Origin of the sequence: Paludibaculum fermentans (assembly GCF_015277775.1) — a bacterium.
Lineage (GTDB): Bacteria > Acidobacteriota > Terriglobia > Bryobacterales > Bryobacteraceae > Paludibaculum > Paludibaculum fermentans.
The window spans coordinates 4,146,120-4,171,914 of record NZ_CP063849.1 but is presented as its reverse complement, the minus strand read 5'-3'; the positions used below and the strand labels follow the sequence as shown (position 1 = coordinate 4,171,914).

Annotated in this window: 21 protein-coding genes; 12 read left to right on the top strand and 9 right to left on the bottom strand. The window is 63.8% G+C overall.

From position 1 onward, the window contains the following. Positions 1-44 precede the first annotated feature (44 nt). From IRI77_RS16300 to IRI77_RS16280, 5 genes are all read left to right on the top strand, one after another. Positions 45-545 (top strand): QcrA and Rieske domain-containing protein, encoded by a 501-nt coding sequence (locus tag IRI77_RS16300; protein WP_194453101.1) that lies wholly within the window; start codon positions 45-47, stop codon positions 543-545. 2 nt (positions 546-547) lie between these two features. Beyond that, positions 548-2,167 carry a cytochrome b N-terminal domain-containing protein gene (locus IRI77_RS16295; RefSeq protein WP_194453100.1) on the top strand — a complete coding sequence of 540 codons (1,620 nt, stop codon included), beginning with the start codon at positions 548-550 and terminating at the stop codon, positions 2,165-2,167. Between the two features lie 69 nt (positions 2,168-2,236). Further along, entirely contained in the window at positions 2,237-4,027 is a 1,791-nt protein-coding gene (gene aspS, locus IRI77_RS16290; protein ID WP_194453099.1) for an aspartate--tRNA ligase, read from the top strand. A gap of 28 nt (positions 4,028-4,055) precedes the next feature. After that, on the top strand, positions 4,056-4,691 hold the full coding sequence (locus IRI77_RS16285; RefSeq protein WP_194453098.1) for a glycerophosphodiester phosphodiesterase: 636 nt from the start codon (positions 4,056-4,058) through the stop codon (positions 4,689-4,691). Next, a complete protein-coding gene (locus IRI77_RS16280; protein ID WP_194453097.1) occupies positions 4,684-5,553 on the top strand; it encodes an Fpg/Nei family DNA glycosylase in 870 nt (289 codons plus the stop codon). Before IRI77_RS16285 ends, IRI77_RS16280 begins: the two co-directional genes overlap by 8 nt. Here IRI77_RS16280 and IRI77_RS16275 read toward each other — a convergent pair. Both IRI77_RS16275 and IRI77_RS16270 read right to left on the bottom strand, forming a co-directional pair. Then, complete coding sequence (locus IRI77_RS16275; RefSeq protein WP_194453096.1) at positions 5,451-6,446, bottom strand: SRPBCC family protein; 996 nt, start codon at positions 6,444-6,446, stop codon at positions 5,451-5,453. The two genes, IRI77_RS16280 and IRI77_RS16275, sit on opposite strands and share 103 nt — an antisense overlap. Positions 6,447-6,550: 104 nt before the next feature. Next, positions 6,551-7,084 carry a GbsR/MarR family transcriptional regulator gene (locus tag IRI77_RS16270; protein WP_194453095.1) on the bottom strand — a complete coding sequence of 178 codons (534 nt, stop codon included), beginning with the start codon at positions 7,082-7,084 and terminating at the stop codon, positions 6,551-6,553. Positions 7,085-7,179: 95 nt separating this feature from the next. Between IRI77_RS16270 and IRI77_RS16265 the strand changes: the two genes are divergently transcribed. Both IRI77_RS16265 and IRI77_RS16260 read left to right on the top strand, forming a co-directional pair. Further along, the gene (locus IRI77_RS16265) at positions 7,180-8,970 is read left to right on the top strand and encodes a M2 family metallopeptidase (protein WP_194453094.1); all 1,791 of its coding nucleotides are present in this window, start codon (positions 7,180-7,182) and stop codon (positions 8,968-8,970) included. A 2-nt stretch (positions 8,971-8,972) separates the two neighbouring features. Then, positions 8,973-10,322, top strand: coding sequence for a Gfo/Idh/MocA family protein (locus IRI77_RS16260; RefSeq protein WP_194453093.1), 1,350 nt, complete (start codon positions 8,973-8,975; stop codon positions 10,320-10,322). 4 nt (positions 10,323-10,326) lie between these two features. Here the strand turns inward: IRI77_RS16260 and IRI77_RS16255 are convergent, their stop codons facing one another. From IRI77_RS16255 to IRI77_RS16245, 3 genes are all read right to left on the bottom strand, one after another. Next, positions 10,327-12,954: an ABC transporter permease gene (locus IRI77_RS16255; RefSeq protein WP_194453092.1), complete on the bottom strand. Its 2,628-nt coding sequence runs from the start codon at positions 12,952-12,954 to the stop codon at positions 10,327-10,329. Positions 12,955-12,957: 3 nt separating this feature from the next. Beyond that, positions 12,958-13,299 (bottom strand): PadR family transcriptional regulator, encoded by a 342-nt coding sequence (locus IRI77_RS16250; protein WP_194453091.1) that lies wholly within the window; start codon positions 13,297-13,299, stop codon positions 12,958-12,960. Positions 13,300-13,447: 148 nt separating this feature from the next. Beyond that, positions 13,448-14,785, bottom strand: a complete 1,338-nt coding sequence (locus IRI77_RS16245; RefSeq protein ID WP_194453090.1) for a Gfo/Idh/MocA family protein — start codon at positions 14,783-14,785, stop codon at positions 13,448-13,450. A gap of 113 nt (positions 14,786-14,898) precedes the next feature. Here IRI77_RS16245 and IRI77_RS16240 point away from each other — a divergent pair, with 113 nt between their 5' ends. Genes IRI77_RS16240 through IRI77_RS16230 form a run of 3 tightly spaced genes read left to right on the top strand, consistent with a single transcriptional unit; the run spans position 14,899 to position 16,873 of the window. Next, positions 14,899-15,345, top strand: coding sequence for an NfeD family protein (locus tag IRI77_RS16240; protein WP_194453089.1), 447 nt, complete (start codon positions 14,899-14,901; stop codon positions 15,343-15,345). An 18-nt stretch (positions 15,346-15,363) separates the two neighbouring features. Further along, complete coding sequence (locus tag IRI77_RS16235) at positions 15,364-16,344, top strand: SPFH domain-containing protein (protein WP_194453088.1); 981 nt, start codon at positions 15,364-15,366, stop codon at positions 16,342-16,344. Beyond that, entirely contained in the window at positions 16,295-16,873 is a 579-nt protein-coding gene (locus IRI77_RS16230; RefSeq protein ID WP_194453087.1) for a class IV adenylate cyclase, read from the top strand. Before IRI77_RS16235 ends, IRI77_RS16230 begins: the two co-directional genes overlap by 50 nt. Before the next feature lie 7 nt (positions 16,874-16,880). On the opposite strand, the gene IRI77_RS16225 is transcribed toward IRI77_RS16230, so the two are convergent. Beyond that, positions 16,881-17,360, bottom strand: coding sequence for a hypothetical protein (locus IRI77_RS16225; protein WP_194453086.1), 480 nt, complete (start codon positions 17,358-17,360; stop codon positions 16,881-16,883). Between the two features lie 107 nt (positions 17,361-17,467). Here IRI77_RS16225 and IRI77_RS16220 point away from each other — a divergent pair, with 107 nt between their 5' ends. Continuing rightward, the gene (locus IRI77_RS16220) at positions 17,468-19,855 is read left to right on the top strand and encodes a DNA polymerase domain-containing protein (RefSeq protein WP_194453085.1); all 2,388 of its coding nucleotides are present in this window, start codon (positions 17,468-17,470) and stop codon (positions 19,853-19,855) included. Between the two features lie 3 nt (positions 19,856-19,858). Here IRI77_RS16220 and IRI77_RS16215 read toward each other — a convergent pair whose 3' ends face one another. The 3 genes from IRI77_RS16215 to IRI77_RS16205 all read right to left on the bottom strand — a co-directional run bounded on the left by IRI77_RS16215 (position 19,859) and on the right by IRI77_RS16205 (position 25,299). After that, the gene (locus IRI77_RS16215) at positions 19,859-21,115 is read right to left on the bottom strand and encodes a DUF3500 domain-containing protein (RefSeq protein ID WP_228486761.1); all 1,257 of its coding nucleotides are present in this window, start codon (positions 21,113-21,115) and stop codon (positions 19,859-19,861) included. 78 nt (positions 21,116-21,193) lie between these two features. Next, the gene (locus tag IRI77_RS16210) at positions 21,194-24,451 is read right to left on the bottom strand and encodes an outer membrane beta-barrel protein (protein ID WP_194453084.1); all 3,258 of its coding nucleotides are present in this window, start codon (positions 24,449-24,451) and stop codon (positions 21,194-21,196) included. Positions 24,452-24,513: 62 nt separating this feature from the next. Beyond that, positions 24,514-25,299, bottom strand: coding sequence for a helix-turn-helix domain-containing protein (locus tag IRI77_RS16205; protein ID WP_194453083.1), 786 nt, complete (start codon positions 25,297-25,299; stop codon positions 24,514-24,516). Positions 25,300-25,403: 104 nt separating this feature from the next. On the opposite strand from IRI77_RS16205, the gene IRI77_RS16200 reads away from it, so the two are divergent. Beyond that, positions 25,404-25,778 (top strand): nuclear transport factor 2 family protein, encoded by a 375-nt coding sequence (locus tag IRI77_RS16200; protein WP_194453082.1) that lies wholly within the window; start codon positions 25,404-25,406, stop codon positions 25,776-25,778. The last annotated feature ends 17 nt before the right edge of the window (positions 25,779-25,795 follow it).

Sequence of the window (25,795 nt, the reverse complement as noted above, 5' to 3'; positions counted from 1 at the left end):
GTGTCTCAATCACAGTCCGCGCAGCGCGCGGCTATGGTCTAACGATGCAGTACAACACGGACAACCAAGGACGGCGCGGCTTTCTGGTCCGCGCGACGCAGGCGCTGAGTGCGCTGATCGGAGGTGCGCTGGGCATTCCTGCCTTTGTCTACCTCTTCACACCGGCCAAGAGCCATTCCACCGGCGGCTGGGTCGACGCCGGCGATATCAGCCAGCTCAAGCTCAACGCTCCGGAGGAACTGCCGTTCCGGCGGGTGCGTATGGACGGCTGGAAGATCATCACTGAAAAATCGACGGCCTGGGTGGTCCGGCTTTCGGAGAAAGAGGTGGTGGCTTACACGCCGCAATGCACGCATCTGGGGTGCGCCTATCATTGGGAAGAATCGAAAGGACAGTTCCTGTGCCCGTGCCATACGTCGAACTTCTCGATTGACGGGAAGGTGCTCAACGGCCCGGCGCCCAGGCCGCTGGACCGCTACCTGGTCAAGGTAGACGGCACGCGCCTGTTGATCGGCCCCGAGCAATCGAAGACGAAGGGAGCATAACGATGCGCACCATCCTCGATTGGTTGGAAGACCGCACGGGTGCGCCTTCGGCCATCCAACATTTCCTCGACGAAGAGATTCCCGCTTCCGCAGGCTGGCACCAGGTGTTCGGCTCAGTGGCGATGTTCCTCTTCATCACCCAGGCCTTCACCGGCATCATGCTGGCGCTGAACTATGCGCCGACGCCGGGCGAGGCCTACAACAGCCTGCGCTACATCATGACGGAGTTGACCGGCGGCGCGCTGATCCGCGGGCTGCACCACTGGGGCGCTTCCATGATGGTGATCATCGTGGTGCTGCACATGGTGCAGGTGTTCCTATGGGGTGCGTACAAGAAGCCTAGGGAAGCCACCTGGATGATGGGTGTGATCCTGCTGCTGGTGACGCTGGCGTTCGCACTGACCGGCTACCTGCTGCCGTGGGACAACCGGGCCTATTGGGGCACGGTGGTGACGACGCAGATCTCGGCCAGCGCACCCGGCGCGGGTCCGTATGTGCTGCGGCTGATGGGCGCCGAGAACGGTGTCGGGGTCGTCACCTTCGCGCGATTCTACGCCGTGCACGTGCTGGTGCTGCCACCGCTGACCATGCTGCTGATCCTGTTGCACGTCTACCTGGTGCGGCGGCACGGCGTGGCTCCGGCTCCGGGGGATGAACTGAAGCCGAAGCAGAAGTTCTATCCGCGGCAGGTGTTCAAGGACACGGCCGCTATTTCGCTGGCCTTCATTGTCCTCTTCTCGCTGGCGGTGATCGCCAAGGCTCCGCTGGGCCGGCTGGCCGATCCCACGGATACAACCTTTATTCCCCGGCCCGAGTGGTATTTCCTGTTCCTCTTCCAACTGCTGAAGTACTGCGAGGGTCCGCTGGAGATCCTGGCCAGCGTGGTGCTGCCGACTTTGGGTGTTGGCCTGTTGTTCCTGGTGCCGTTCCTGGACCGCGCTCCGGTGATCCGTGTGACGAAGCGGACCACCGCGTTCGCGATCGTGATTCTGGCGGCGATCACCTGGACTGGCCTGACCACCGCGGCGGTGCGGTCTACTCCGCCGGAGGCATTCGCGGCCGACCGGGAGGGTCCGATGGAATGGCGCGACCTGACTCCGGAGGAACTGGCCGGTGTGGCGTACTTCAAGTCGGAAAGCTGCGGCACGTGCCATACGCTGGGACTGCGGCAGGAAGACAAGCCCGGCCCGAACCTGGGCGCCGGCGGGGCGGCTCGCGATGCGGCCTGGATGATTGCGCATTTCAAGCAACCGGCTTCGATGGTGCCGGGGAGCCAGATGCCGTCGGTCTCGCTGAGCGATTCGCAATTGAATGCGATGGCGGCCTTCCTGCTCAAGCTGACACCCCAGAACGCCATGAAAATGCAAGACATCCCGCAGTATGTGCTGGAGGGGGCCGCGCTGTATCAGAAGAACCGGTGCAACATGTGCCACCAGGTGAATGGCGTGGGGATGAAGTCCGGACCGCCCCTGAACGGCCTGGCGCACCGGCGCGACGCCACATGGGTAAAGGGCCACTTCCTGGATCCGCAGAAATTCACAAAGGACTCCATGATGCCTGCCTATCCGTTCACGGCCCAGCAAAACGAGACGATCACGAAGTATCTCTTGTCACTTCCATAGGGTTTGGGGCCATGCTCGACGAGCGGGCAGGATACAATGTAGAGATACTCGAAATTCGCAGTCTCTAGCATGGCTCAACAAGTTCCTTTGGATTTTCTCGGCGACCTGCGCCGCACCCACTCGTGCGGCGCACTCCGCGCGGCCAACGAAGGCCAGCGCGTCGTTTTGATGGGGTGGGTCTACCGCCGGCGCGACCTGGGAGGTGTGATCTTTATCCACCTGCGCGACCGCGAAGGGGTCACCCAAATCGTCTTCCGCGCCGAATGTGACGGTGCCCTGCATGGCAAGGCCGAGATGTTGCGGTCGGAATATGTCATCGCGGTGGAAGGCCTGGTAGAGGCCCGCACAGCGGAGAACATCAATCCGAACATCCCCACCGGCGAGGTGGAGATTGTGGCGGAGAAGATGTGGATGCTGAACACCAGCGAGACGCCTCCGTTCCCGATGGAAGAGCACGTGGACGTCAACGAAGACATGCGGTTGAAGTACCGCTATGTCGACCTGCGGCGGCCGCACATGCAGCGCAACGTGATGCTGCGCTCCAAGATCTCGCTGGAAGTGCGTAACGAGCTGTCCGGCCAGGGCTTCCTCGAGATCGAAACGCCCTTCATGACGAAGTCGACGCCCGAAGGCGCACGCGACTTCCTGGTGCCTTCCCGCATCCAGCCGGGCAATTTCTACGCTTTGCCGCAGTCGCCCCAGATCTTCAAGCAGTTGCTGATGATCAGCGGGTATGACAAGTACTTCCAGATTGTGCGCTGCTTCCGCGATGAGGATCTGCGCGCCGACCGGCAGTACGAGTTCACGCAGATTGACTTGGAGATGTCCTTCCCCCAGGAAGAACAGATCTTCCAGACAATCGAGCCGCTGCTGGAGAAGGTTTGCGCGGTGGCGGGCTACACGGTCAAGGCTCCGTTCCCACGGATGACCTATGCCGAGGCGATGCAGGGTTACGGCATCGACAAGCCGGACCTGCGCCTGCCGCGGTTCTGGCCGGTGGAAGACCTGTTCCCGGCCGATGCGGGTTTGACCCGCGAGGGCCTGCCGCTGGTGGCGATCCATATCCCGAGTACGGGTGCGCTGAGCCGCAAGGAGCGCGACGAACTGAAGGACTATGGCCGTGAGCGCGGCCTGACGGTCTACGACGACCCGAAACGCCTGGAGCGGGACTTCCCGGGTGTCGTTGAAAAGGTGCGCGAGCGGACCGGCGCCGGCGAGAACGACCTGCTGCTGCTGGCCGGTTGGCGCGACGAGCCGAAGGGGCAGCGTCCGGAAGAGACGGTTTACCAGGCGTGCGGCCAACTGCGGCTGTATGCGGGCCAGAAGTACAACGACCGGCATAAGCTGCTGGATCCGACCGATTTCCGGTTCCTGTGGGTGCTCGACTTCCCGATGTTTGAATGGAACGATGAAGACGAGCGCTGGGTGGCGGCGCACCATCCGTTCACGTCGCCGAAGGACGAAGACCTTGGGAAGCTGACGACGGATCCGGCGCGGTGCCGGGCGCGCAGCTACGACATCGTGTTAAACGGTGTGGAGCTGGGTAGCGGTTCGATTCGTATCCACCGACAGGACATCCAGTCACAGGTCTTTTCGGCGGTTGGATTCTCGCTGGAAGAGGCTCAGGCGCGGTTTGGCTACCTGCTGGATGCGCTGACCTACGGAGCTCCGCCACATGGCGGCATTGCGCTGGGCCTGGACCGGCTGGTGATGATCCTGGCGGGCGAGTCTTCGATCCGCGAGGTGATTCCGTTCCCGAAGACGGCGAAGGGCACCGACTTGATGTCGGAGGCGCCCGCGCCGGCGAGCGAGCGGCAGCTGCGTGAACTGGGTATCCAGTTGCGCCGTCCGCAAAGCTGAGACTGACCTTCGCTGAGGATCAATATCCGTGAACTCAGGGATCAAAGTGATCGCCCACCGGGGCGCGCACGAACAACAACCTCAAAACTCCTTGGCCGCCTATTCGGCGGCCATTGCGTTAGGGTGCGACTTTATCGAGATTGACCTAAGGACGGCCCCCGACGGGAAGATGCTGATCAAGCATGATCCGCTGAAGCCCGGGGAAGAGCTGCCGACTTTCGACGAGGTGCTCGACCTGTCGAAGGGGAAGATCCGCATCTACCTGGACGTGAAGCAAGCCATGCCGGCTTCGATCATTGCCAAGGTGGAGGCGCACGGGATGCGCGAGTCCATCTACACCTATGGCAGCCAGGCGCTGCTGCGCGAACTGGTCCAGCTACGGCCGGGCTGGCCGTGCATGCCGGAGGCGGTGGGCGTGGATGTGCTGCGCGACAACCTGAAACAGTTGAAGCCCGTGGCCGTTGCTTTCAGCGATTGGGATTTCAAGCCGGAACTGGTGGCCCTGTGCCAGGAGGCCGGCTGCGACCTCTTCCTGGACCGCCAGGGCAAGACCGACTTCCCCGAGTTCTGGCAGCAGGCCATCGACAAAGGAGTGACCGGCATTCAGACCGACCGGCCTTCATCACTGGTGCCCTGGCTGCGGGAAGCGAAACGCCATGCCTGAACTGCCGGACATTCAGGTGTACATCGAGGCGCTGGAGGCTCGGGTCCTGAATGAACGGTTGGAGCGGGTGGAGTTCAAGACTCCTTTCTTATTGAGGACCGTGACGCCGCCAGTGAAGGCGTCCGAAGGTCAGGTGGTGCGCCGGTTGAGGCGCGTGGGCAAGCGCATCGCGTTCGGCTTCGGGAACGACGTGTGGATGGTGCTGCACCTGATGATAGCGGGCCGGCTGCACTGGCAGCGGAAGGCGGGCAAAGTGCTGGCGTCGTTCGTGTTCTCCAGCGGGACCTTGAATCTCACTGAAGCGGGCACGCAGCACCGGGCGTCGCTACATATGGCGCAGGGCGAGGAGGGTGTGCGCGCGCTGGATCCAGGCGGACTGGAGCCGCTGGAGTGCACGCTGGCCGAGTTTATGGCCGCGCTGCGGCGCGAGAATCATACGCTGAAGCGGTCACTGACCGATCCGCACCTGTTCAGCGGGATCGGCAACGCGTACTCCGACGAGATCCTGCAGAAGGCCCGGCTGTCGCCGGTGGCGTTGTCGCAGAAGCTGAGCGACGCGGACCTGGAGCGGCTCTACGAGGCAACGAAGGCGACGCTCGTGTGGTGGACCGACCGGCTGCGGGCCGAGGCGGGCGGCGGGTTCCCCGAAAAAGTGACGGCGTTCCGGGAAGAGATGGCCGTGCACGGCAAGTTCAAGAAGCCTTGCCCGGAGTGCGGCACGACGGTGCAGCGGATCCGCTATGCGTCGAACGAGACGAACTACTGCCCACGCTGCCAGACCGGCGGACGGCTGCTGGCGGACCGGTCGTTGTCGCGGCTGCTGGGGTCGGACTGGCCCAAGTCGATCGACGACCTGCCTTGACGATCTCCCTCTGATACGTCACGAATGTGATCGAGAACCCGCTGGTGGATGCGGTGGATGATGGCGTCCGTCCACATCGACCAGTAGGGTTCGGGCTGAAGGCGCTGCGTGTACCAGGTGGTGCCGTGAAGGCGGGTACCGCCGTTGGGCAGGGGCTCCAGGCGGAACTGACCCCGCTTGGAGTCGAACCAACCGTGCAGGTGGGCGGGGTGGATGTCGTAGGGCGACAGTTCGCGCATGGGCTCGGGGTTGCTGGTGACGCGGAAGGCCAACAGTTTGGGTTCGTCCCAGGTGGTGATGGGTTCGACGAAGGGTCCGGTGGAGAACTCGCAGTAGCGGACGGCGCCGGGGCCACGGCCTTCGATGCGGGCCCGGAGGGGGTAGGCGATGCCGGCCTGGAAGTACCATTCACGGGGTTGCGGGAGATGGGGGAACTCAATGACATGCCGCCAGACGGTTTCGGGCGGAGCCTGGATGTCGACTACGGTTTCGACGGATCGGAGGGCGGGGTGGTTGGGGAGTTGGGTTTCCACGCCGCCGAAGAGGGGGGCCAGGAGCAGGGCCGGGGCCAGGGCGTGCTTGGGGTTGCGGATTGAGTTGCCGATTGCCACGCCCAGGAGGGCGAGTGGGATGGCGATGGGGGCGGCCATCAGCAGGCAGATTACGCCTTCGAGCATGATGGCGACCAGGATGAGGGCACCGGCAAGCAGGGCAAGGAGGACAACGGTCTTTCCGCGGCGCTGATCGTCGAGCGAGTTGGCCAGCAGGGCTGCGACTACGCCGATGCAGACGGGCAGGAGGACGAAGAGTCCGAGGGCGTAGGCGGGGAAGTTGGAGATGAGCGCCGTGGCGGCAACGGCAAAGAGCGTGGTCAGGGCAATGCTACGCCACATGGGTCCTCCTGGGACGGTGGGGTTGGCTGAGTTAGCGGAAGAGGCAGGGTCAGGGGACCCTGCGCCGACTTGGGGGTCCGCCCTCCAGTCGACGGGGACGGGTGTCAGGAGGCGGTGGAAAAGAGGCGCCGGAGCTGGCCTTTGAAGCGGAGGAGCTGGCGCAGGGCTCCGCCGGGCAGGCGGCGGAACTCGTCGTAAAGGGAGCTGGTTTCTTCGAAGAAGTTGAGCATCTCGCGGATGCGCTTGCGAGCTTCGCGGTCTTCCGGTGTGCTTTCTCCGGCGGCCATGGCGCACTCCTTGAGCAGGGCCAGCGTGGGGTCGATCTCGCGGCGCTTGCGCTCGTCGAGGATGACGTAGAAGAGCTCCCACACGTCCTTGAGGGATTCAAAGTGGTCGCGGCGGTCGCCCAGGACGTGGACGACTTTGACGATGCCCCAGCCCTGGAGTTCGCGCAGGCTGGTGCTGACGTTGGAGCGGGCTACGGAGAGCAGGCGCGCGATCTCGTCGGCCGGCAGGGCTTGCGGCGAGATGTAGAGCAGCGCATGGATCTGGGCGACGGTGCGGTTGAGACCCCAGCGGGTGCCGAGTTCGCCCCAGTGAAGGATAAAGCGTTCCGAAGTTGGGCTTAACTTTTCCATACTGTAATTTCTGTCTAAACAGAAATTACAGGAATTTCGGAATCAAGTCAAGGGGTTTGCACGGGCCACCTGTGGAGTGGAATACACTACCCAACATGGATCGCCGAATTGCGCTTGTTCCAATTGCCTTGCTCCTGGCCGCCTGCGGCAACCAGCCGACGGCCGAGGACGCGAAGAAGTTTGTCGATGACGCGGAAGCGAAGCTGTTTGCCGCCACGAATGAGGCCGGCCAGGCCCAGTGGGTGCAGCAGAATTTCATCACGCAGGATACGGAAGCCTTGAACGCCAAGGCGAGTGAACGCGTCACCGCGCTGCAGGTGCAATACGCAAAGGATGCGGCCAAGTATGATGCCGTGAAGGTGGACGACGTGCTGCGGCGCAAGTTGCTGCTGCTGAAGCTGTCCCTGACGCTGCCGGCGCCGGCGGATCCGAAGGAAGCGGCCGAGACGGCGAAACTGGCCGCGTCGCTGGACGCCACCTACGGCAAGGGCAAGTACTGCCCGGGCGGCGACCAGTCGAAGTGCATGACCATCGACGACATCACGAAGATCATGGCGACCAGCCGGGATCCGAAGCAGCTGCTGGAGGCCTGGACGGGCTGGCACAGCATCTCACCGCCGATGAAGAAGGATTTCGTGCGGCTGGTGGAACTGGCCAACAAGGGCTCGAAGGAGATTGGTTTTGCCGACACGGGCGCGTTGTGGCGCTCGCAGTACGACATGCCGCCGGACGAGTTCGCCAAAGAGTTGGACCGCCTGTGGGAGCAGGTGAAGCCGTTGTACCTGCAACTGCATGCCTACACGCGCTGGAAGCTGCGGGAGAAGTACGGCAAGGACGCGGTGCCGGAGAACGGACCGATTCCGGCTCATCTGCTGGGCAACATCTGGGCGCAGCAATGGAACAACGTGTATCCGCTGCTGGCCCCGAAGGACGCGGATGTCGGCTACGACCTGAATGCGATTCTGAAGGCGAAGAAGACTGACGCAAAGCAGATGGTGAAGTACGGCGAGGGGTTCTTCACTTCGCTGGGGTTTGCGCCGCTGCCGCCGACGTTCTGGGAGCGGTCGCTGTTTGTGCGGCCGCGGGATCGCGACGTAGTCTGCCACGCGAGCGCCTGGGATGTGGATAACGACAACGATCTGCGCGTGAAGATGTGCATCGACATCACGGAAGAGGATTTCGATGTCATCCACCACGAGCTCGGCCATAACTTCTATCAGCGCGCCTATAACAAGCAGCCGTTCCTGTTCCGCAATTCCGCCAACGACGGTTTCCACGAAGCGATTGGCGACACGATCGCGCTGTCGCTGACGCCGGACTACCTGATAAAGCTGGGGCTGATCAACAAGGCGCCGGACGCGTCGAAGGACATCGGCCTGCTGCTGCAGAAGGCGCTGGACAAGGTGGCGTTCCTGCCGTTCGGGCTGTTGATTGATCAATGGCGCTGGAAGGTGTACTCGGGGCAGGTGCCGCCGGACAAGTACAACCAGGTGTGGTGGGAGCTGCGGCAGAAGTATCAGGGCGTGGCGCCGGCATCGGTGCGTGGGGAAGAGTTCTTCGATCCGGGCGCAAAGTATCACGTACCGGGGAACGTGCCGTACACGCGGTATTTCCTGGCACACATTCTGCAGTTCCAGTTCCACAAGGCGTTGAGCGAGACGGCGGGGTGCAAGGATCCGGTGAATCGCTGCTCGATCTACGGCAACAAGGAAGCGGGTAAGCGCCTGGCCGACGGGCTGGAGCTGGGCATCAGCAAGCCCTGGCCGGACGCGCTGGAGAAGCTGACCGGGACGCGGCAGATGGACGGCAACGCGGTGCGGGCGTATTTCGCCCCGCTGGAGAAGTGGCTGATCGAACAGAACAAAGGAAAGCCGGTGGGCTGGTAACGATGAACAGAAGAACCTTCCTGGCGACTCCGGCCGTGGCGGCCGCGGCGGCAACCGAGGCAGTGGCGGCCAACGACAAGATCGGGGTGGCGCTGATCGGCTGCGGCGGCATGGGCCGCAGCGACCTGGCCGATTTTCAGAAGCAGCCCGAGGTGGAGATCCGGGCGCTTTGCGACGTGTACCGGCCGAACGCCGAGACCGCCGCGAAGATGCTCACCGGGAAGGCGGACCTCTACAACGACTACCGCCGCATTCTGGAGCGCAAGGACGTGGATGCCGTGGTGGTGGCAACGCCGGACCACTGGCATCCGCTGATCGCCATCCAGGCGTGCGAGGCGGGCAAGGACGTGTACGTGGAGAAGCCCATTTCGCACAATGTGCGGGAGGGGCGGCTGATGGTGGAGGCGGCGCGGCGGCACAAGCGGGTGATGCAGGTGGGCATCCAGCAGCGGTCGGGCGCGCACTTCCAAAGGGCCGTGGCGGCTGTGAAGGAGGGGCGGATCGGCAAGGTCCACTTCGCGCAGTGCTGGAATCACGGATTCTCGGCCTCGAACAAAGGCATGGGGCACCCTGAGGATGCTCCGGTGCCGGAGGGGCTGGATTGGGATCTGTGGCTGGGGCCCGCGCCGAAGATTCCGTACAATCCGGCGCGGCGGAACTTCCGGGCGTTCTGGGATTATGCGGGCGGGGAATTGACGAACTGGTGTGTCCACCTGATCGACATTGTGCACTGGGCGTTGGAGGTGGACACGCCGCTGACGGTGACGAGTTCGGGCGGCAAGTGGTTTTACGACGACTGCCGTGACTGCGCGGACACGCAGGAGGTGATCTGGGAGTATCCGGGCAACCTGCTGGTGCGGTATTCCACACTGGTCCACAATAGCTTTGGACCGAACGGGCATCCGGGCAACAAGAGCTTCGGCAGCTACGGGATCATGCTGCAGGGGACCAAGGGGACGCTGTTCATCGACCGGGCCGGGTACGAGATCATCCCGCAGATGGAGATGCACTCGGAGAAGGTGACGCAGGGCTCGAGGGAAGCGTACGACGATTTGAACGGCCTGGGGCAGTTCTTTACGGGCCTGACGATGGCGGAGCGGGCGACCACATCCTTCCAGCATCAGCCGCATGTGCGGAACTTCGTCGACTGCCTCAAATCGCGCGAGAAGCCGGTGGGCGACATCGAGATCGGGCACCACAGCACGGCAACGTGCCTGATCGGCAACATAGCGCTGCGCACGGGCGAAAAGCTGCAGTGGGACGGCGCCAAAGAACAATTCAAGAACAGCGCGAAGGCCAACGAGATGCTGCGGCGTGAGTACCGCAAGCCGTGGACGCTGGCCGGGCTGTAGTAGATCACTCCTGTCGCAGGATGACAACGGGCTGAATGCTGGCGGCGCGCCGGGCCGGCAGGAACGTCGCGAGAAGGGCGGCGCTCAAGAGGATGGCCGTCATCGCGATGTGAGCGGCCGGGTCCAGCGGGCTGATGCCGTAGAGGAACTCCCTCAAGGCGGAGGCGGCGGCTACGGAGGCGGCCACGCCGACGAGGGCGCCCGCGACGACAATGCGCAGGTTCTGGCTCAGCAGCAGGAACAGGACGTCGCGGCGCTGAGCTCCGAGCGCCATGCGTATGCCGATTTCCCGGAAGCGCTGTTGGACGACGAAGGCGGTCACGCCATAGATGCCTACGCAGGCGAGGAGGAGGGCGAGCAGACCGAGTCCGCCGCTGATGAAGCTGGCCATGCGTGCGCCGTGCAACTGGGACTGAATGGACTCCTCCATGAGGCGCAACCGGGGACGAACGGCCTGATCGAGCTGGGTGGGCAGGGCGGTCAGCTCGGACAGGGGCGCGTTGAAGGTGTCCTGGAAACGAATGACTAGCTGGCTGCTGGATGAGCCGTTGGAGAGTGAGTAGTAGTAAGGCTCGATCGCCCTGCCGAGTTGTGTTTCCTGGGCATTGCGACTGACTCCGATGACTTCATAGGCGACATCTGAAGTGAAGGTCCGGCCCACCGGATTGAGGCCAGGCCAGAAGCGCTGGGCCATGGCCTGGTTGATGATGGCGACTTTGCGGCCCTGGTCCTGAGCCTGAAACGAGCGTCCCTGGGTAATGGGGATGCGAAGTGTCTCGAGGAAGCCGGGGGATACTTCGTTGAAGGTGACGTTGTTGAGTCCGTTTTTGGCCAATGCTTCCTGTCCATTGACGGCGACGCTGGTGCGCATTCTGGCGTTGCCCAGCGGCGCGATGACGGCGGTGGAGACGGAGGTGACTCCGGGCAGGGCCGACACACGGTCCGTGAGGCGGCGGAGGAAGTCCTGAGCGCGTACGGCGTCGTAGTCAAGCATGCCGAGGTCGAGTGACATCAGGACTATGCCGCGGGTATCAAATCCGGGATCGATGCGGGCGGCGCGTTGCAGGCCGCGGACCAGGAGTCCAGTGGAGGCCAGCAGGACGAGGCTGAAGGCGACCTGCGCACCGAGCAGCGACGTTCTCAACCACGAAGGCCGGCCCGACCTGCCGCCGGAGCCTTTCATGGTGGCGTGGAGGTCGGTGCGAGTGGTGTGGAAGGCGGGCACCAGACCGCAGGCAACGCTGGCGAGGATCGAGAGGAAGAGGGTGTACAGGAGGACCCGATAGTCGGGCTGCAGATCGAGGGCGAGAGGTTCGTCGGCGAGATGGTTGAGTACGAAACCGGGAAGAACGAGACTCAAACCTATACCGGCGGCGCCCCCGAGCAGGCCAAGGGACAGGCTCTCAGTGAGCAACTGGCGGATGATGCGGAGGCGCCCGGCTCCGAGCGCGAGGCGGACGCCGATTTCGTGCTGGCGGGCTGCGCCGCGGGCTAACAGGAGATTGGCGACATTCGCGCAGGCGATGAGCAGCACCAGGCTGACGGCCAGGAACAGCAGCAGCATGGCGGGCATGATTTTCTTCTGGCGCTCGGGTGTAACGACGATGCTTGCGCGGGTGAGGAAGATCTCGTTGGCTGGGCGGTTGAACCGTTCAGCGGCCTGACGCTGGATGGCAGTGAGTTCATCGCGCGCCTGGGCGCGATCCACATTGGGGGCAAGCCGGCCGAAGACAGCCACGCAGCATTGGTCGGCGCTGCTGAGCTCGGTGCTGCGTGGCTGCAGGATTCTGATGGCTGCCAAAGGCGTCCAGAGGTCCGGGCCCACCATGTCGGTGCCTTTGAAGTTCTCCGGCAGCACACCCAGCACGACGAACGGTTTGTAATTGAGCGAGATTGTCCGGCCGACAATGGAGCGATCCGAGCCAAACTGGCTCACCCAGGCCGCATGGCTCAGCACCAGGACGGCCCTGGGATCGGCAAGCTGGTCTTCGTCCCTCGTGAAAGTACGGCCCCAGGCGGCATCGACGCCAAGCACCTGGAAGTAGTCGCCCGAAACGTAGTTGATGCTGAGGCGTGACGATGCTCCGGGGTCGGTGCGCATTTGCGGGCCGCCGTAGCTCAGCGCCACCAGGCCGGCCATTTGCTTCGTCTGGTCACGCAGGGTTGAGAATTCCGGGTAGGACATGCCGCGATACCGGATTTCGCCCGAAGGGGTCCTGTGCACCGTAAAGACTCCTGCCACGCGGCCGGGATCGCGCACGTCCCAGGATCGAAAAACCATCGCGTTGAAGCCGGTGAAGAGGCTGGTGTTGACGCCGATGCCGAGAGCGAGGGTGAGGACGGCGGTGAGAGTGAAGCCGCGGTGGCGGGCGAGTCCGCGCAGGCCGTAGGCGAAGTCCTGCCAGAGGGTTTCCAGGTTATGCCAGAGCCAGATGCCGCGGGCATCCTCAGTGGCGAGGGCCAGGTTGCCCATGCGGCGCTGGGCGGCGTAGCGGCTCTCCGGTTCGGTGAGGCCGGCGGCCTGGAGTTCTTCCTGTTTGAGCCGGCGGTGAAACTCGAGTTCCTCGGCGAGGTCGGCGTCGAACTGCTTCCGATGGCGGAACCGATGAAGGCGCTTCCAGAGGCGGCGCATGGCTTAGACGGCCTCCATGACGCGGGCGATGGCGACGCTCATGCGGTCGTAGCCGGCGCGCTCCTGGGCAAGCCGGCGGCGGCCGGCGGCGGTGATGTGGTAGTAGCGCGCGCGGCGGTTGTTCTCGGTGACGGCCCACTCGGCCTCGGCCCACTCATTGAGCAGCAGGCGCTGCAGGGCCGGGTAGAGGGAACCTTCGCCCACCTGGAGGACGCCTTCGGAGAGCTGGTCCAGCCTTTGGGCGATGCCGTAGCCGTGCATGGCGCCGTGGGTGAGCGTCTTCAGGATGAGCATTTCCAGCGTGCCGGGCACGAGGTCTGGCGGGGGTGCGGGTTTCTTTCCCATCGATGGTCGTTCCTATCGACTGTCGATGGTAGTTTGGCCTGAAACGCCCGGATTCGTCAAGCGGCGCCGCTGTAAACAAATCGGGTGTAAAGACACGAAGGGCCGGAGCTTGCGGCCCCGGCCCTCGAGTTTCGGAAGGGAGGAAGAGTTACGCCTTGACGGGCTTGTCGACGATCTTGAAGTTCTTCTCGTCGAAGTAGAGAACCTTGCCCTGGCGGTAGCTCTGGACGGCCATGGTGATGACGACCTGAGCGTGGCCGGCGGTCTCGACGTTGAGGGTCGGCTTCTGGCGGCTGTGGACGCAATCCAGGAAGTTGCCGATGTGCTCGAACATGATGTCCTTCTGCTCGACGTCGATCTTCACGACTTCTTCGCCGAACTTGGACTTGTAGTCGGCGCTCATCACGCGCTTTTCGGGCTTGACCGTGATGAAGGGCGTCGAGCTTTCGAACATGCCGTGCTCCACCATGACGATGGTGCCTTCGTGGCCGCGGATGAGGCCGGGGATGTGCTGGGAGTTGGCCATCGAGCTGGTGAGCACGACGGAGAAGCCCTTGGCGTATTCGGCCATGAAGTGGAACGTATCCGGCACTTCACGCTCATCCTTGAACTGGTAGATGCCGCCGCTGCCGGAAACCTTGACCGGGAACTGGGCCTCGCTCCAGCAGATGTTCATGGGCGCCATGACGTGGAAGAACAGGTCGGTGGCGATGCCGCCGGAGTAATCCCAGTACTTGCGGAAACGGAAGAAGCGGTCGGCGTCGAAGGAGCGCTTGGGCGCCTTGCCAAGCCACATCTTCCAGTCGATGAAGTCCTCACCCTTGCCTTCGGGGCCGGCGCCGGGATCGATCTTCCAGTTCCATTCGCCCTCGGTAGAGTTGCGATGGTAGCTGCCCTGGCTCATGATCATCTTGCCGATGCGGCCTTCTTCGATGGCCTTGCGGGCTTTCCACCACTGGTCAGCGGAGGTGGTCTGGGAGCCGACCTGCAGGACGCGGCCGGTTTCCTTGACCGTGGACATCAGTTGCTTGACCTCGTCCACCGTGTGGCACATGGGCTTTTCGAGGTAGACATCCTTGCCGTTGTCCATGGCGGCGAGGGCGATGGGGGCGTGCCAGTGGTCAGGGGTGGCAACGATGACCGCGTCGACGCCGGGATCGGAGATCAGTTCGCGGTAGTCGAGCGTGCCCTTGCACTTAAAACGGTCTTTGGCGGCCGTCACGCGCTTCTGGTAGGTATCGCAGACCCCGACGATCTGGCAGGCGCCAGGCTTGACGGTTTGTGCGTACTTGTCGAACTTGTCCGCCACGTAAGCGCCACGTCCGCCGACACCGATCACTGCGACGTTGATCTTGTCGTTGGCGCCGATCACGCGGGCGGGGGCCATTTTGTTCATTCCACCCGACTTCGCCATAGCCTGGGAGGCCAGCGTCAGGGCTGCCGCACCGGCCACGAATTGCCGGCGGTTCGTATTTTCGCTTGACATGGTTTTACACACCTCGAGGGGGTCAGAATCCTTAACTATCTTATCTCTGCGCGAGAGCCTACGCTCAGGTCCGTGATGCGTTATGATCTGCACACGAAGGAGATCCCTTCCGTATGGGAAGTTACTTTATGACGTGGTGGGCGTGGCTGGTGATCGGCCTTCTGCTGCTCGCCGGCGAAATTCTGACGCCCGGCGGCTTCTACCTCATTTTCTTTGGTGTGGCCGCATTGCTGGTCGGGCTGGTAAAGATGCTCGGATTCGAGTTCGGGCTGGCGCTGGAAGGCCTGCTGTTTGTGGCCGCCTCGGTGGCCGGCCTGATGTTCTTCCGCAAGCCGCTGCTGGAGCGGTTTCGCAAGCTGACACCTGTTTCGGACGTGGACAACCTGACCAACGAAATTGCCTCCGCCATGGAGGAGATTCCGGTGCAGGGCATCGGCAAAGTGGAGCTGCGCGGCACGTCGTGGAACGCGCGCAACGTGAGTGAGACGCTCATTCCGAAGTCCACGCGCTGCCGGGTGGAGCGTGTGGATGGTTTGACGCTCGAAGTGAGAAGTCTGTAGGTAATTCCGGAGGAGATTATGGAAATCGGTGGTCTGCTGGTCGTTCTCGTTCTCATCCTTTTGGTCCTCACGATCCTCGCCAAAACGGCGATCGTTGTGCCGCAACAGTCGGCATTTGTAGTGGAACGGCTGGGCAAATACGCAGGCACGCTGCAAGCGGGCTTCCACATCCTGACGCCGTTTGTCGACGTGATCCGCTACCGGCACTCATTGAAGGAGCAGGCGATCGATATACCGGAGCAGGTATGCATCACGCGGGACAACGTCCAGGTGGCGGTGGACGGCATTCTCTATTTGAAGGTGCTGAACCCGGAGCGGGCTTCTTACGGCATTTCGGATTTCGGCTTCGCGATCCGGCAGTTGGCGCAGACGACGCTGCGTTCGGAGATCGGCAAGATCGACCTGGACCGGACGTTTGAGGAGCGGTCGAATATCAACGCGCTGGTCGTCAGCGAGTTGGATAAGGCGACCGAGCCCTGGGGCGTGAAGGTGCTGCGGTATGAGATCAAGAGCATCAATCCGCCGCAGGACATCCTGTCCGCGATGGAAAAGCAGATGCGTGCCGAGCGCGAGAAACGTGCCACGATCCTGAATTCCGAAGCGGACCGCGACGCCAACATCAACACGGCCGAGGGTGAGAAGCAGAAGGTGATCAAGGCTTCGGAAGCCCGCAAGCAGCAGCAGATCAACGAGGCGGAAGGCCAGGCGTCGGCGATTCTGTCGATCGCCAGCGCGACCGCGGAGGGCTTGCGGCGGGTCGCCCAGGCGATCAATGAACCCGGCGGCTTTGAGGCTGTTCAGTTGAGAGTGGCGGAGCAATATGTCACCGAGTTCGGACGCATTGCGAAGGCGAGCTCGACGATCGTGGTTCCGTCGAATCTGGGCGATGTGGCCTCAATGCTCAGCGTGGCGATGAACGTGATCCACAAGCAAGGTCATACTGGAGGGGATGCTCCAGTCCCAACCAGACCAACCCCTGCCCCGCGAGACCGAGGTTAAGCTGGCCGTTCCTTCCGCCGAAGCGGCATTGCAGGTGCTATCCGCCGCCGGCTTCGTGGCCGCGCATGAACGGGCGTTTGAAGCGAACATGCTGCTGGATACACCTGGCAGCGAGCTGATGCACACACGCCGGCTGCTGCGGCTGCGCGATTTTCGCGGCGAGACGATTCTGACCTTTAAAGGGCCGCCGGAAGGCGGTCCCCACAAGACGCGGCCCGAGGTGGAGACCTGCGTGGCCGATGCGAACGCGGCGCTGGGGATCCTGAACGGGCTTGGGTACGAGGTGTCGTTCCGGTATGAGAAGTACCGCACGACCTTCGCACGCGTCGGCGAGCCGGGCCATGCGGTGCTGGATGAGACTCCGATTGGCGTGTTCCTGGAGTTGGAGGGCGAGGCAAGCTGGATCGACAAGACAGCGGTGGAGCTAGGGTTCAACGCGGGGCATTACGTCCTGAAGAGCTATGGGAGCTTGTTCCGGGAGTATCGCGAAAAACACAGCTGGCACAGCCAGAACATGGTGTTTGCCTAGGCCAGGGTCAGTCGCGGTTGTACAGCACCGACTGAAGCTCTTTTTCCGGCGATGAGAACATGCCCCGGAACATGGCCCATTTCGGCATGTAGTAAACAACGGAGCCGAAGGGCGTGGGCTGGTTGAAGCGGATGCGCACGAGGCGGCCCCGATACCACCAGACCGATTCCACGGCCTCCACCTGTTGGAAAGGAATGGCCGCCTTTTTCCAGTAGTTGGCGACGAGCAGGTAGCGGCCCTGATAACCCACCAATTGCAGGTGGGCCGTGAACCACGACAACAGCGCGGTGGCCACAACCGCAAAACCAACGATGAAGTAGAAGTCGCGGGCGATGGCGAGCTGGCCTGCCGTGATGAAGACCCAGGCGGGTACTCCAATCACAAAGCCGAACCAGGCGATGGGCATCAATAGTTTGTTGATGAACGTCAGGATCGGGCCGGAAAGCCACGTGGTCGTCTCGACGGTAACCGCATACTCGCCCTGCATGGCGTCATCGTAGCAGTGCCCGCGGCGGGGGCCAATGGGGGCGTTCCCGGCCGATGGATAGAATGGACCTGAGGGTGGGGTAAGCAATCGGCGGGTAGTTGATTTCCATGCACAGTGAGTCGGCAGAGCATCGTGATAAGGCCGGCCAATCGCAGGACGAATGGCTGTGGGGCTGGGACCCCACGCCAGGCATCGTTTCCGTGTGGGCGGAGAACGACGGATGGGCGCTGGTGTGGCGGCGGCTGCCCGAGACCGGCCAATTGGTGCGCGAGCGGGTCCGGTTCCGGCCCTGGCTGCTGCTGGACCGGTTGGACGATCTGCTGCATGTCGGGGACCGGCTGGGGCTGGCGGGGTCGGCGGATGCCCTGATCGAATATCGAGTGCTGGATGGGCCGGGGGAACTGAGATTCCTGGTGTCCGCAGAAGACGGGCGTACCCTTTCCTCGGCGCTGCTGCACGGGGCTTCACAACGGCTGGGGAAGCGCATTGGGCACCTGCGGGACCTGGGCCACGATACGGTTCTGTCGCTGTCGCCGGAGGAGCAGTATCTGGTGGCCACCGGGCGGACGTATTTCCGCGACCTGCCCTTCGACAAGCTGCGCCGGATGCAGTTTGACCTGGAGACGACCGGCCTTTCCCCCGAGAGCTGCCGCATCTTCATGATCTCCGTGCGCGCGCCGTCCGGGGCGACGCAGGTGCTTGAGGCTCGTGACGACAGCGATGAAGCGGAAGCGGAACTGATCCGGCAGTTGGTGGCGGTGGTGCAGGCCGAGGATCCGGATGTGATCGAGAACCACAACCTGCATGGGTTCGACCTGCCGTTTCTGGATACGCGGGCGGAGCGGCTGGGCGTGGTGCTGGCCTTGGGCCGCATCGGCTCGGGCGGGCTGCGGCAAAGGGCGGCGCGGCGGGGTACGGCGAGTGAGGGAGATGCGCGGCGGCGGGTTCGTTTCATCGCTCCGGGGCGGGAGTTGATCGATACGCTGGACGCGGTGCTGCGTTACGACTTCGCGACACGCGAACTGCCGGGGCACGGCCTGAAGGCGGTGGCGCGGCACCTGGGCATCGCCAAAGAGGACCGTGAGTACATTCCCGGCGACCGGATCCACGAGGTGTACCAGCGCGATCCGGAGCGGGTGCGCCGCTATGCGACCTCTGATGTGGAGGAGGTGGCCGAAGTGGCGCGGATGCTGGGCGGGGCGGCGTTTGCGTTGGCGAGGATGGCTCCGCGGCGGTATGAGCGCCTGGCGGACGCGGGCGCGGCCACGGGTGTCCTGGATCCGCTGCTGGTGCGGGCTTACCTGCGGGCGGGCATGGCGCTGCCGGCGCATCAGGCGGGCGACGGGACTCCGCACCAGGGGGCGGCGCTACACCTGTTCGCCAGCGGCGTGGCGCGCCGCATTGTGAAGGCGGATGTGGCCAGCCTGTACCCTTCGTTGATGCGGGCTTTCCGGATTGGTCCGAAGCGCGATCACCTGGGCGCGCTGCTGGCGATTGTCGACCGGCTGGTGGAGCGGCGGCTGGCGGCCAAGGCGGCGGCGAAGGCCGCGGCTGCCGGCTCAGTTGAACGGTACACGCAGGAGGCTCTCTCGGCCGCGATGAAGCTGGTCGTGAACACCGCTTACGGCTACATGGCGGCAGGCGGGACATTGACGCGATTCGCCGATGTGCATGCGGCCAATGAAGTGACGCGCCGAGGCCGGGCAACGCTGGACCTGATGTGCCGGGAACTGGCCGCGCGCGGGGTGACGCTGCTGGAGGCGGACACGGACGGCGTCTATTTTGCCGTGCCGGAGAGTTGGACCGAGGCGGATGAGCGGCGGACGGTGGATGAAGTGGCCGCGCTGTTGCCGCCGCTGGTCCACCTGGAGTTCGAGGGCCGCTATGCGGCGATGCTGTCGCACGAGCCGAAGAATTACGCGCTGCTGACATATGGAGGGAAACTGCTGCTAAAAGGCGTCGCGTTCCGGTCCAGCCGCGCGGAGCCCTATGGCGAGACGTTCCTGCGCCGCGCGATTGAGAGGCTGCTGGCCGGCGACATTCCGGGTGTCCGCGATGTGTACCTGGCGACCCTGGATGCGCTGCGCCGGCGCGAGCTGCCTACATACGAAGTGTCCTCCTTCGTCCGCCTGACGAAGTCGCCGGCTAAGTATCTGGAGACGAGGGACAGCCGGCGGGAGTTGGCTTACGAAGCGATGCTGGCGAGCGGACGTACGGCCTGGAGTGTGGGTGACAAGGTACGGGTTTACCGCGCGAAGGGCGGTTCCGGCGGAGTGGTGGAATCGCCGGAGCACGCGGCCTACGCGGCGGATGGCCCGGACCGTCGGGACTACGACGCCGATCACTATTCACGGCTGCTGCGCGATACTTTCGCGTCGCGGCTGGCGCGGGCCTTCACTCCAGCCGACTATGCGGCGGTCTTTGCGGATCCCGGGCAATTGTCATTGTTTGCGCCGTCGCTGGACACGATCCACAGCGTGCTGAACCGGCAGTAGCGCTCAGGCGTGGGCGTGCGACAGGTAGTGCTGGCGCAGCAGGTCCTTGCCGTAGTCGTTGCCATTCGGGGTCCGCACCACGCAGTGGATGTGCTGGCGCGTGGGCATGTTCGGATCCTTGGCGAACTTGCGCAGGTTCGCGGGCTGCTGGTGGTCGAATTCAATGAGGATTACCGGGCTATGGATACGGTAGTAGTAAACCGAGGCATCGTCGGAGCCGCCGATCCAGGCGAAGGCGGTCCGCTCGATGTGCCTCTTCACCTCGTCCATGCGGACCTTGGCGTGCCCCTCGTCCATATTGCCGACATACAGGTCGACGAGTTCGAGCAACTGCCTGCGCTGGGGTTGGGAGAATGAGGCGGCGCGGGCTCCGGCGTAGTCGAGGACGATGTTGTCCCGGAAGGCCTCGGTCAGGTTGTAGTTCTTCGTCTTCTCGGGATTGAGGATGGCCTTTGCCTGCTGGGTCCTGTCGAGATGCAGCAGCAGTTCGAGTCCGCGCTGTTGCTCGTCCTGCAGGATCGAGATGCCTTTGTATTTGCCGGAGGTGGCGGTGACGGGTTCCGACCCGGCGAAGAAGGGCGTCATCACAACCTGGTCGCCCAGGACGAAGTAGTTGATGATGATGTGGTGTCCGTCGAGCTGGAAGCCCCAGGGTTCGGTGGCTGAGGGCTTGCCCATGACGGTGATGTGGTAGCGCCACTCACCCAGGAAGTCATGGTCGTCGCTGAGTTCGGCCAGGGTCTCATTGAGGCGCATGATGTCGCGGGTCAGCTTCAGGCCGCGGGCGCTGAGCGCGGTTTCCAGTACTCCGAACGCCGCGTCGCGCTGGGTGCCCGACATCTCCTGGAAGCTGACGCCCTGGCGAACGTAGAAGTGCTGGTTCATCCACTTGCGCCACTCGGGATCGTCCACCGGGAACATGGTGCGGCCGCGCTGCTCGTTGGTGAGGCTGGCCAGGAAGCGCTCGACGGCCGTGCGAACGGGCGCAGTGGAGACACCGGTGGAGTGGAGATCGTAGAGTCCGGGTTCGATGGCGCCGTTGGCCGTGATGCCTTTGAACGGGTCAGCGAGTCCCTTGCTCTCAGCCTCGGCCGACCTGCGGCGGAAGGCTTCGGCCATGGTTGAGGCGTTTTGTGGGAACGCATTCGGCGCAAGGATCGCGCCCGGGATCAGGGTGGAGAAGAGCATGCGCCGCGACAGGCGCGGCGGGTGGTGATGATGGGGCGCGTGCTTCTTGGCCGGAGGGTGAGGCGTGTTCATACTGAATCCCAGGTGTGGGCCAGTATACAGCGAATAGCACCGTTTGCTGCCGCGAATGATGGAAGATAGGGCGGTGCGCTAATAGACGATCTTCATGGAAACCTGAATCTGGCGGGAGGAACCGGCGGTGCGGCTGATGATTCCGAAGCCAGGGCCCAGAACCAGATTCGAAGGCAGGCTGAAGTTCGTGATGTTGAACGCGTTGAAGACTTCGAAGCGGAACTGAAGGGCGACGCGTTCGGCATTGCCCCGGGGTCCGATGGGCGTGTTTTTGATGAGCGAGAAGTCGAAGTTATGGAAGGCGGGGCCGCGGAACGTGTTTCGGCCCAGGGTGCCGAAGCGTCCCTGGTTGGGGCCCGTGCCGCCAGGCACGTTGATGGGGATGGAGAAGTAGGAGCTGTTCTTCTCGCCGAGGCCGAAGTAGTCTTCTTTGACCGGGCGGTTGGTCGAGAGGGTGGGTGAGCCCACGGCGTCGGGGCGGTCGGCGTTGTTCGAGCCTACGCCGGTCTGCTGGATGCCTGAGTAGACGCTGAACGGCGCGCCGCTCATGTGACTGGTCATGCCGAGGAACTGCCAGCCGCTGGTGGCGCGGCGGGGCAGGGCAGGCAGAAGACGGGTGAGGGGCAGTTCCTGGATGGCGCTCAGCGAAAACGCGTGCGCGATGTCGAAGGTGGATGGGCCTTTTTCGGCGGCGCGATCACGCGGGTTCTGTGGAGAGGTCTGCAACTGCGTGCCGGACGCTCCGCCGAGGAAGCCTCCGAGCACGGCACTGGTGTCGTCGATGGACTTGCTGTAGGTGTAGCTGGCCTGGAAGCCAAGTCCGGCGCGGAGAGAGGTCTTGGAGGCGGCAGCCTGCAGGGAATGGTAGGTCGAGTGGGAGTGGCTGCTGACGGCCCAGACGGGACCGAAGCCACCCTGCGCGCGGCCTTGCGAGTCGAACTGGGTGAACGGCGCGAAGCCGGGCGTGGCGCCAGGGTAGCCGTTGGGGCTCTCGATGCAGCCGAGGCGAATGCCGGTGGTGGCGACATAACCCAGGCTGGCGGTGATGTCGTGGATCTTCCGTTCCAGCCCGGCGGTCCAGGTGCCGATGTAGCCGTTGCGGAAGTCGGGCGACATGCCCTGTACGCTCAGCGCGCGCACCTGGCCGTCCGGGCTCAGCGCGGCGAGATCGCGTTCAAATCGCAGGACGTCCATCTCCGTGTTCGGCGTGACGTCGGTGGAACGGCCGGTGGCGAAGATCTTCTGCCCCGAGACAGAATAGGCGTCGGGCAAAGTAACCCGGGTGACGGCGTTCTGGAAAGGCAGAGGCCGGCCGCGTTCGGCCGTGGCGTAGGGCGCCACCACGATGGGCAGGTTGGCCGTGACCATGTTCAGCTGCCAGAGGTTCATGAGCTGTGAAGTGATGGACCCGCCGGCGCGGAACACGGTCTTGGAATCAAGGTTCCAGTCGATGGCCAGACGCGGACCCCAGCCGGTCCAGTCGATCGGGTAGTAGGGCTCGGGGCGAACAATCAGCCGCCCGCGCGCGCCCAGGTTCATGGAGTGGATCTTCACTCCCGCCGCATTTTCCGTGATGAAGCCGGTGACCTGCTGCTTGCCCTCGGTGACAGTGGAGTTCACTTCGTAGCGAAGACCGTAGCTGACGGCGAAGCGCGACGAGATGGTCCAGCGATCCTGCAGGAAGAAGTTGTAGGCTTGCCGATGGATGGCGGCCACCCCCATGCGCTGACCTTGGCCGAAGAGCGCGGGCGCCGCGGTGATGGTGTAGGAGAAGGGCGTGGCGGTGAGGAAGCCGGTGAGCGAGTCGGGCAGCGGATCGCCAGGCGCGATGTCGTGCGAACCGCTCTTGGATCGAATGGCGGCCGGAGCGTAAGCGGTGCCGCCGCCGAACATGTAGGTGCCATTGGGCGACAAGCCGAAGACCGTGGTGTCACGGTTGACCCGGATCTCGCCGCCCGCCTTCCAGGCGTGCTTGCCGCGGGTCCAGGCGACGTTCTGGCGTAGCTGGAACAGATTGCCGTAAGAGCCGATGGTGGAGCCCGCGGCGGAGTTGAACCCTTCATAGAGGCCGTCGCCGAAGGCGAGCGCGGGCTGGGTGCTGTTCGAGGTGGGGAAGTTCGGCGTGGAGCGCACGTAGCCCAGGTAGGTCTCGAAGATGAGATTGGGCGATTGTGTGCGGATGTACGAGATGCCGGCGTTCCTCTGGTGATCAAAGAAGCGGATCCCGAAGCTGGGATCGATGGCGAGCTGCCCCGGGTTGGTTTGTGGACCGTCCACGTCATTCAGGTTGAAGCGGCCGAAAAGCTGCGCCTTGTCAGAGAGCCTGTGGTCGAGCCGGATGGAGAATTGGTCGGTCACTGTGCGTACCTTCGACGAGGTGGCGTAGGTGCGGGCGCCGTAGGGTCCCTGTGGGTCGTTCGGCAGTGGATAGCGCGCGAGGACTTTGGCGATCTGCGGGTCCACCGGGACATACAGGGTGTCGCCCGGGAAGGCCGTGGTGTTGAGGCCGCTGCGCTCGTCCACCGTGGGCACGGGCAGCATCTGTGTGGTGCCCAACACTTGTCGGAAGCCCTGGTACTGGCCGAAGTAATAAGTCCGGTTGCGGCCGTTGTAGAGCCCGGGCAGGACGAGTGGACCACCGTTGGTGAAGCCGAATTCGTTCCGGACGAAAGGCGGGATGCGGCCGGGCTGGGCGACATTTCGGCGGTCGAAGAAGTTGCGGGCATCGAGCACCGCGTTGCGGAGGAACTCGAACACGCTGCCGTGCAGGTCGTTTGTGCCCGACTTGGAGAGGACCTCGGTATAGCCGGCCGCGCCATGACCGATCTCGGCCGGCAGCACACCGGCACTGGACTTGATCTCCTGGATCGCGTCGACGTTGAAGTTGGAGAACGTTGCGCCGCCCATCTCCGGGTCGGTTGTGTCGATGCCGTCCATCGCGAAGACCGTAGCGCTGCCGCGCTGGCCGTTGATGGTGAATTGTTGTGTGAAGTTCGCGGCGCCGTTGGTGTCGGTCTGCGTACCGGCGGCGAGCAGCAGCAACTGGCTGAAGTCACGCTTGTTGAGAGGCAGCGCCGAGACCTGCTTGTCTGAGAGTTGCTCGCCGCCCGCGGCGATGGGTTCCTGTGCCGCCTTCTTCGCTTCCACTGGCGGCTTGTCCGGCTTGTTCTGATCCTGGCCGAAAGCGCTGAACGCGACGAGGGCGGTCGCGAGGAGGGTCAGCCAGCGAGTGGCAGGTCCAGGGTTCGTCCTGTCCGCGCAGCCGGCGATACTCCCTGGCTGTGTCGAGGAGGCGCGGGCAAACGCCTGGACCAAAGAGGACGACCGGATCTGCATGCCTCATTCTTTCGCGCTTGAGTCGTTTTCGCAATTCGATGGCGCGCGGGGCGGGTGAGACGCTAAGGCTTCGCACCGGCCAGGGCACGCAGGATCCCTGCCGAGGCATCATCGGCGGGGAAGAAGCTCTCGATGGCGAGTTCAGAAAGTGTGATGTCCAGCGGTGTGCCGAAGACCATTGTGGTGCTGATCAGCGAGACAAGTCCGCTCGACGTTTCGAGCTGCAGCGGCACGGCCACGCCGGAATAATGCTCGTTCGCGGGCGTCCGGCGAACGGCGCCGGCGGGCAGCGGGTAATTGCTCAGTTCCTTATAGAGCGCCATCAGGACTTCGTCGGCCGTGGCATCGATCTGCTGCAGCAGCCGGTGCAGGATGTGGGCTTTCCACTCCGCGGCATTTCCGATCCGCGGCGCGAGACCTGCCGGGTGCAGGCTCAGCCGCAAGACGTTCACCGGCGGCTGCAGCAGGGACGGATCGATCCCATCGAGCAGCGGGGCGACGGCCCGGTTCGCGGCCATCAGTGTCCAATGACGATCGATGGCCAAGGCCGGATAGGGCTCGTGGCCATTCAGCACGAGTTCCACCGCTTTCAGTCCCGCCGCGAGGGCCGGGTCGTCGAGGTTTCTCTCTGGATATACCGAGGCGAAACCGCCGGCCGCCAGCAGCGTGTTCTTCTCCCGGGGTGGGATCCGCAGATGATCGGCGAGCTGCAGGATCATGCCGCGGCTGGGTTGCGAACGGCCGGTCTCGATGAAGCTCAGGTGCCGGCTGGAGATCTCGGCTTCGCAGGCCAGGTTGAGCTGGCTCATGCGGCGGCGCTGTCGCCATTCGCGGAGTAATGCGCCCACGTGGGCTGTGTGCTCCGTGTGCCCAAGATAGCGAACGGCGGGGCCCCGGCTCCATTACCTGCGAGGTAATTGAAGAACCGCTCGAGCCACGGCAAAATGCGGTCATGAACCACCTCACTGAACTGATTGACCGGTATTTTGCGATCTGGAACGAAACCGATGCCGAAGCGCGCCGGGCGCTCATCGCGCGCACCTGGACGGAGGACGCGACGTATATCGACCCGCTGGTCCAGGCGCAGGGCCACGACGGCATCAACGCCATGGTGGAAGGGGTCCAGCGGCAGTTTGCGGGCTGCAGGTTCCACCGCGCTGGCCAGGTCGATGGCCACAATGATCGTGCCCGGTTTACCTGGGAGCTGAAGCCGGAAGGCGACACGGCCATTGCCGGCGGCGTCGATTTCGCGGCGATTGCGGAAGGGCGTCTGCGCGCGGTGACGGGCTTCCTGGACTTCGCGCCCGTCGCGGCCAGGCCGCAGTAGTCGTTGGGCGGCCTGGC

What these genes read in the sequence shown, in the direction of transcription:
- IRI77_RS16240 (WP_194453089.1), top strand. Translation starts at nt 14,899, where the DNA reads ATGGGAAGTTACTTTATGACGTGGTGGGCGTGGCTGGTGATCGGCCTT.
- IRI77_RS16245 (WP_194453090.1), bottom strand. Translation starts at nt 14,785, where the DNA reads ATGTCAAGCGAAAATACGAACCGCCGGCAATTCGTGGCCGGTGCGGCA.
- IRI77_RS16260 (WP_194453093.1), top strand. Translation starts at nt 8,973, where the DNA reads ATGAACAGAAGAACCTTCCTGGCGACTCCGGCCGTGGCGGCCGCGGCG.
- IRI77_RS16300 (WP_194453101.1), top strand. Translation starts at nt 45, where the DNA reads ATGCAGTACAACACGGACAACCAAGGACGGCGCGGCTTTCTGGTCCGC.
- IRI77_RS16215 (WP_228486761.1), bottom strand. Translation starts at nt 21,115, where the DNA reads ATGAACACGCCTCACCCTCCGGCCAAGAAGCACGCGCCCCATCATCAC.
- IRI77_RS16210 (WP_194453084.1), bottom strand. Translation starts at nt 24,451, where the DNA reads ATGCAGATCCGGTCGTCCTCTTTGGTCCAGGCGTTTGCCCGCGCCTCC.
- IRI77_RS16225 (WP_194453086.1), bottom strand. Translation starts at nt 17,360, where the DNA reads ATGCAGGGCGAGTATGCGGTTACCGTCGAGACGACCACGTGGCTTTCC.
- IRI77_RS16250 (WP_194453091.1), bottom strand. Translation starts at nt 13,299, where the DNA reads ATGGGAAAGAAACCCGCACCCCCGCCAGACCTCGTGCCCGGCACGCTG.
- IRI77_RS16265 (WP_194453094.1), top strand. Translation starts at nt 7,180, where the DNA reads ATGGATCGCCGAATTGCGCTTGTTCCAATTGCCTTGCTCCTGGCCGCC.
- IRI77_RS16220 (WP_194453085.1), top strand. Translation starts at nt 17,468, where the DNA reads ATGCACAGTGAGTCGGCAGAGCATCGTGATAAGGCCGGCCAATCGCAG.
- IRI77_RS16280 (WP_194453097.1), top strand. Translation starts at nt 4,684, where the DNA reads ATGCCTGAACTGCCGGACATTCAGGTGTACATCGAGGCGCTGGAGGCT.
- IRI77_RS16275 (WP_194453096.1), bottom strand. Translation starts at nt 6,446, where the DNA reads ATGTGGCGTAGCATTGCCCTGACCACGCTCTTTGCCGTTGCCGCCACG.
- IRI77_RS16295 (WP_194453100.1), top strand. Translation starts at nt 548, where the DNA reads ATGCGCACCATCCTCGATTGGTTGGAAGACCGCACGGGTGCGCCTTCG.
- IRI77_RS16255 (WP_194453092.1), bottom strand. Translation starts at nt 12,954, where the DNA reads ATGCGCCGCCTCTGGAAGCGCCTTCATCGGTTCCGCCATCGGAAGCAG.
- IRI77_RS16200 (WP_194453082.1), top strand. Translation starts at nt 25,404, where the DNA reads ATGAACCACCTCACTGAACTGATTGACCGGTATTTTGCGATCTGGAAC.
- aspS (WP_194453099.1), top strand. Translation starts at nt 2,237, where the DNA reads ATGGCTCAACAAGTTCCTTTGGATTTTCTCGGCGACCTGCGCCGCACC.
- IRI77_RS16230 (WP_194453087.1), top strand. Translation starts at nt 16,295, where the DNA reads ATGCTCCAGTCCCAACCAGACCAACCCCTGCCCCGCGAGACCGAGGTT.
- IRI77_RS16270 (WP_194453095.1), bottom strand. Translation starts at nt 7,084, where the DNA reads ATGGAAAAGTTAAGCCCAACTTCGGAACGCTTTATCCTTCACTGGGGC.
- IRI77_RS16235 (WP_194453088.1), top strand. Translation starts at nt 15,364, where the DNA reads ATGGAAATCGGTGGTCTGCTGGTCGTTCTCGTTCTCATCCTTTTGGTC.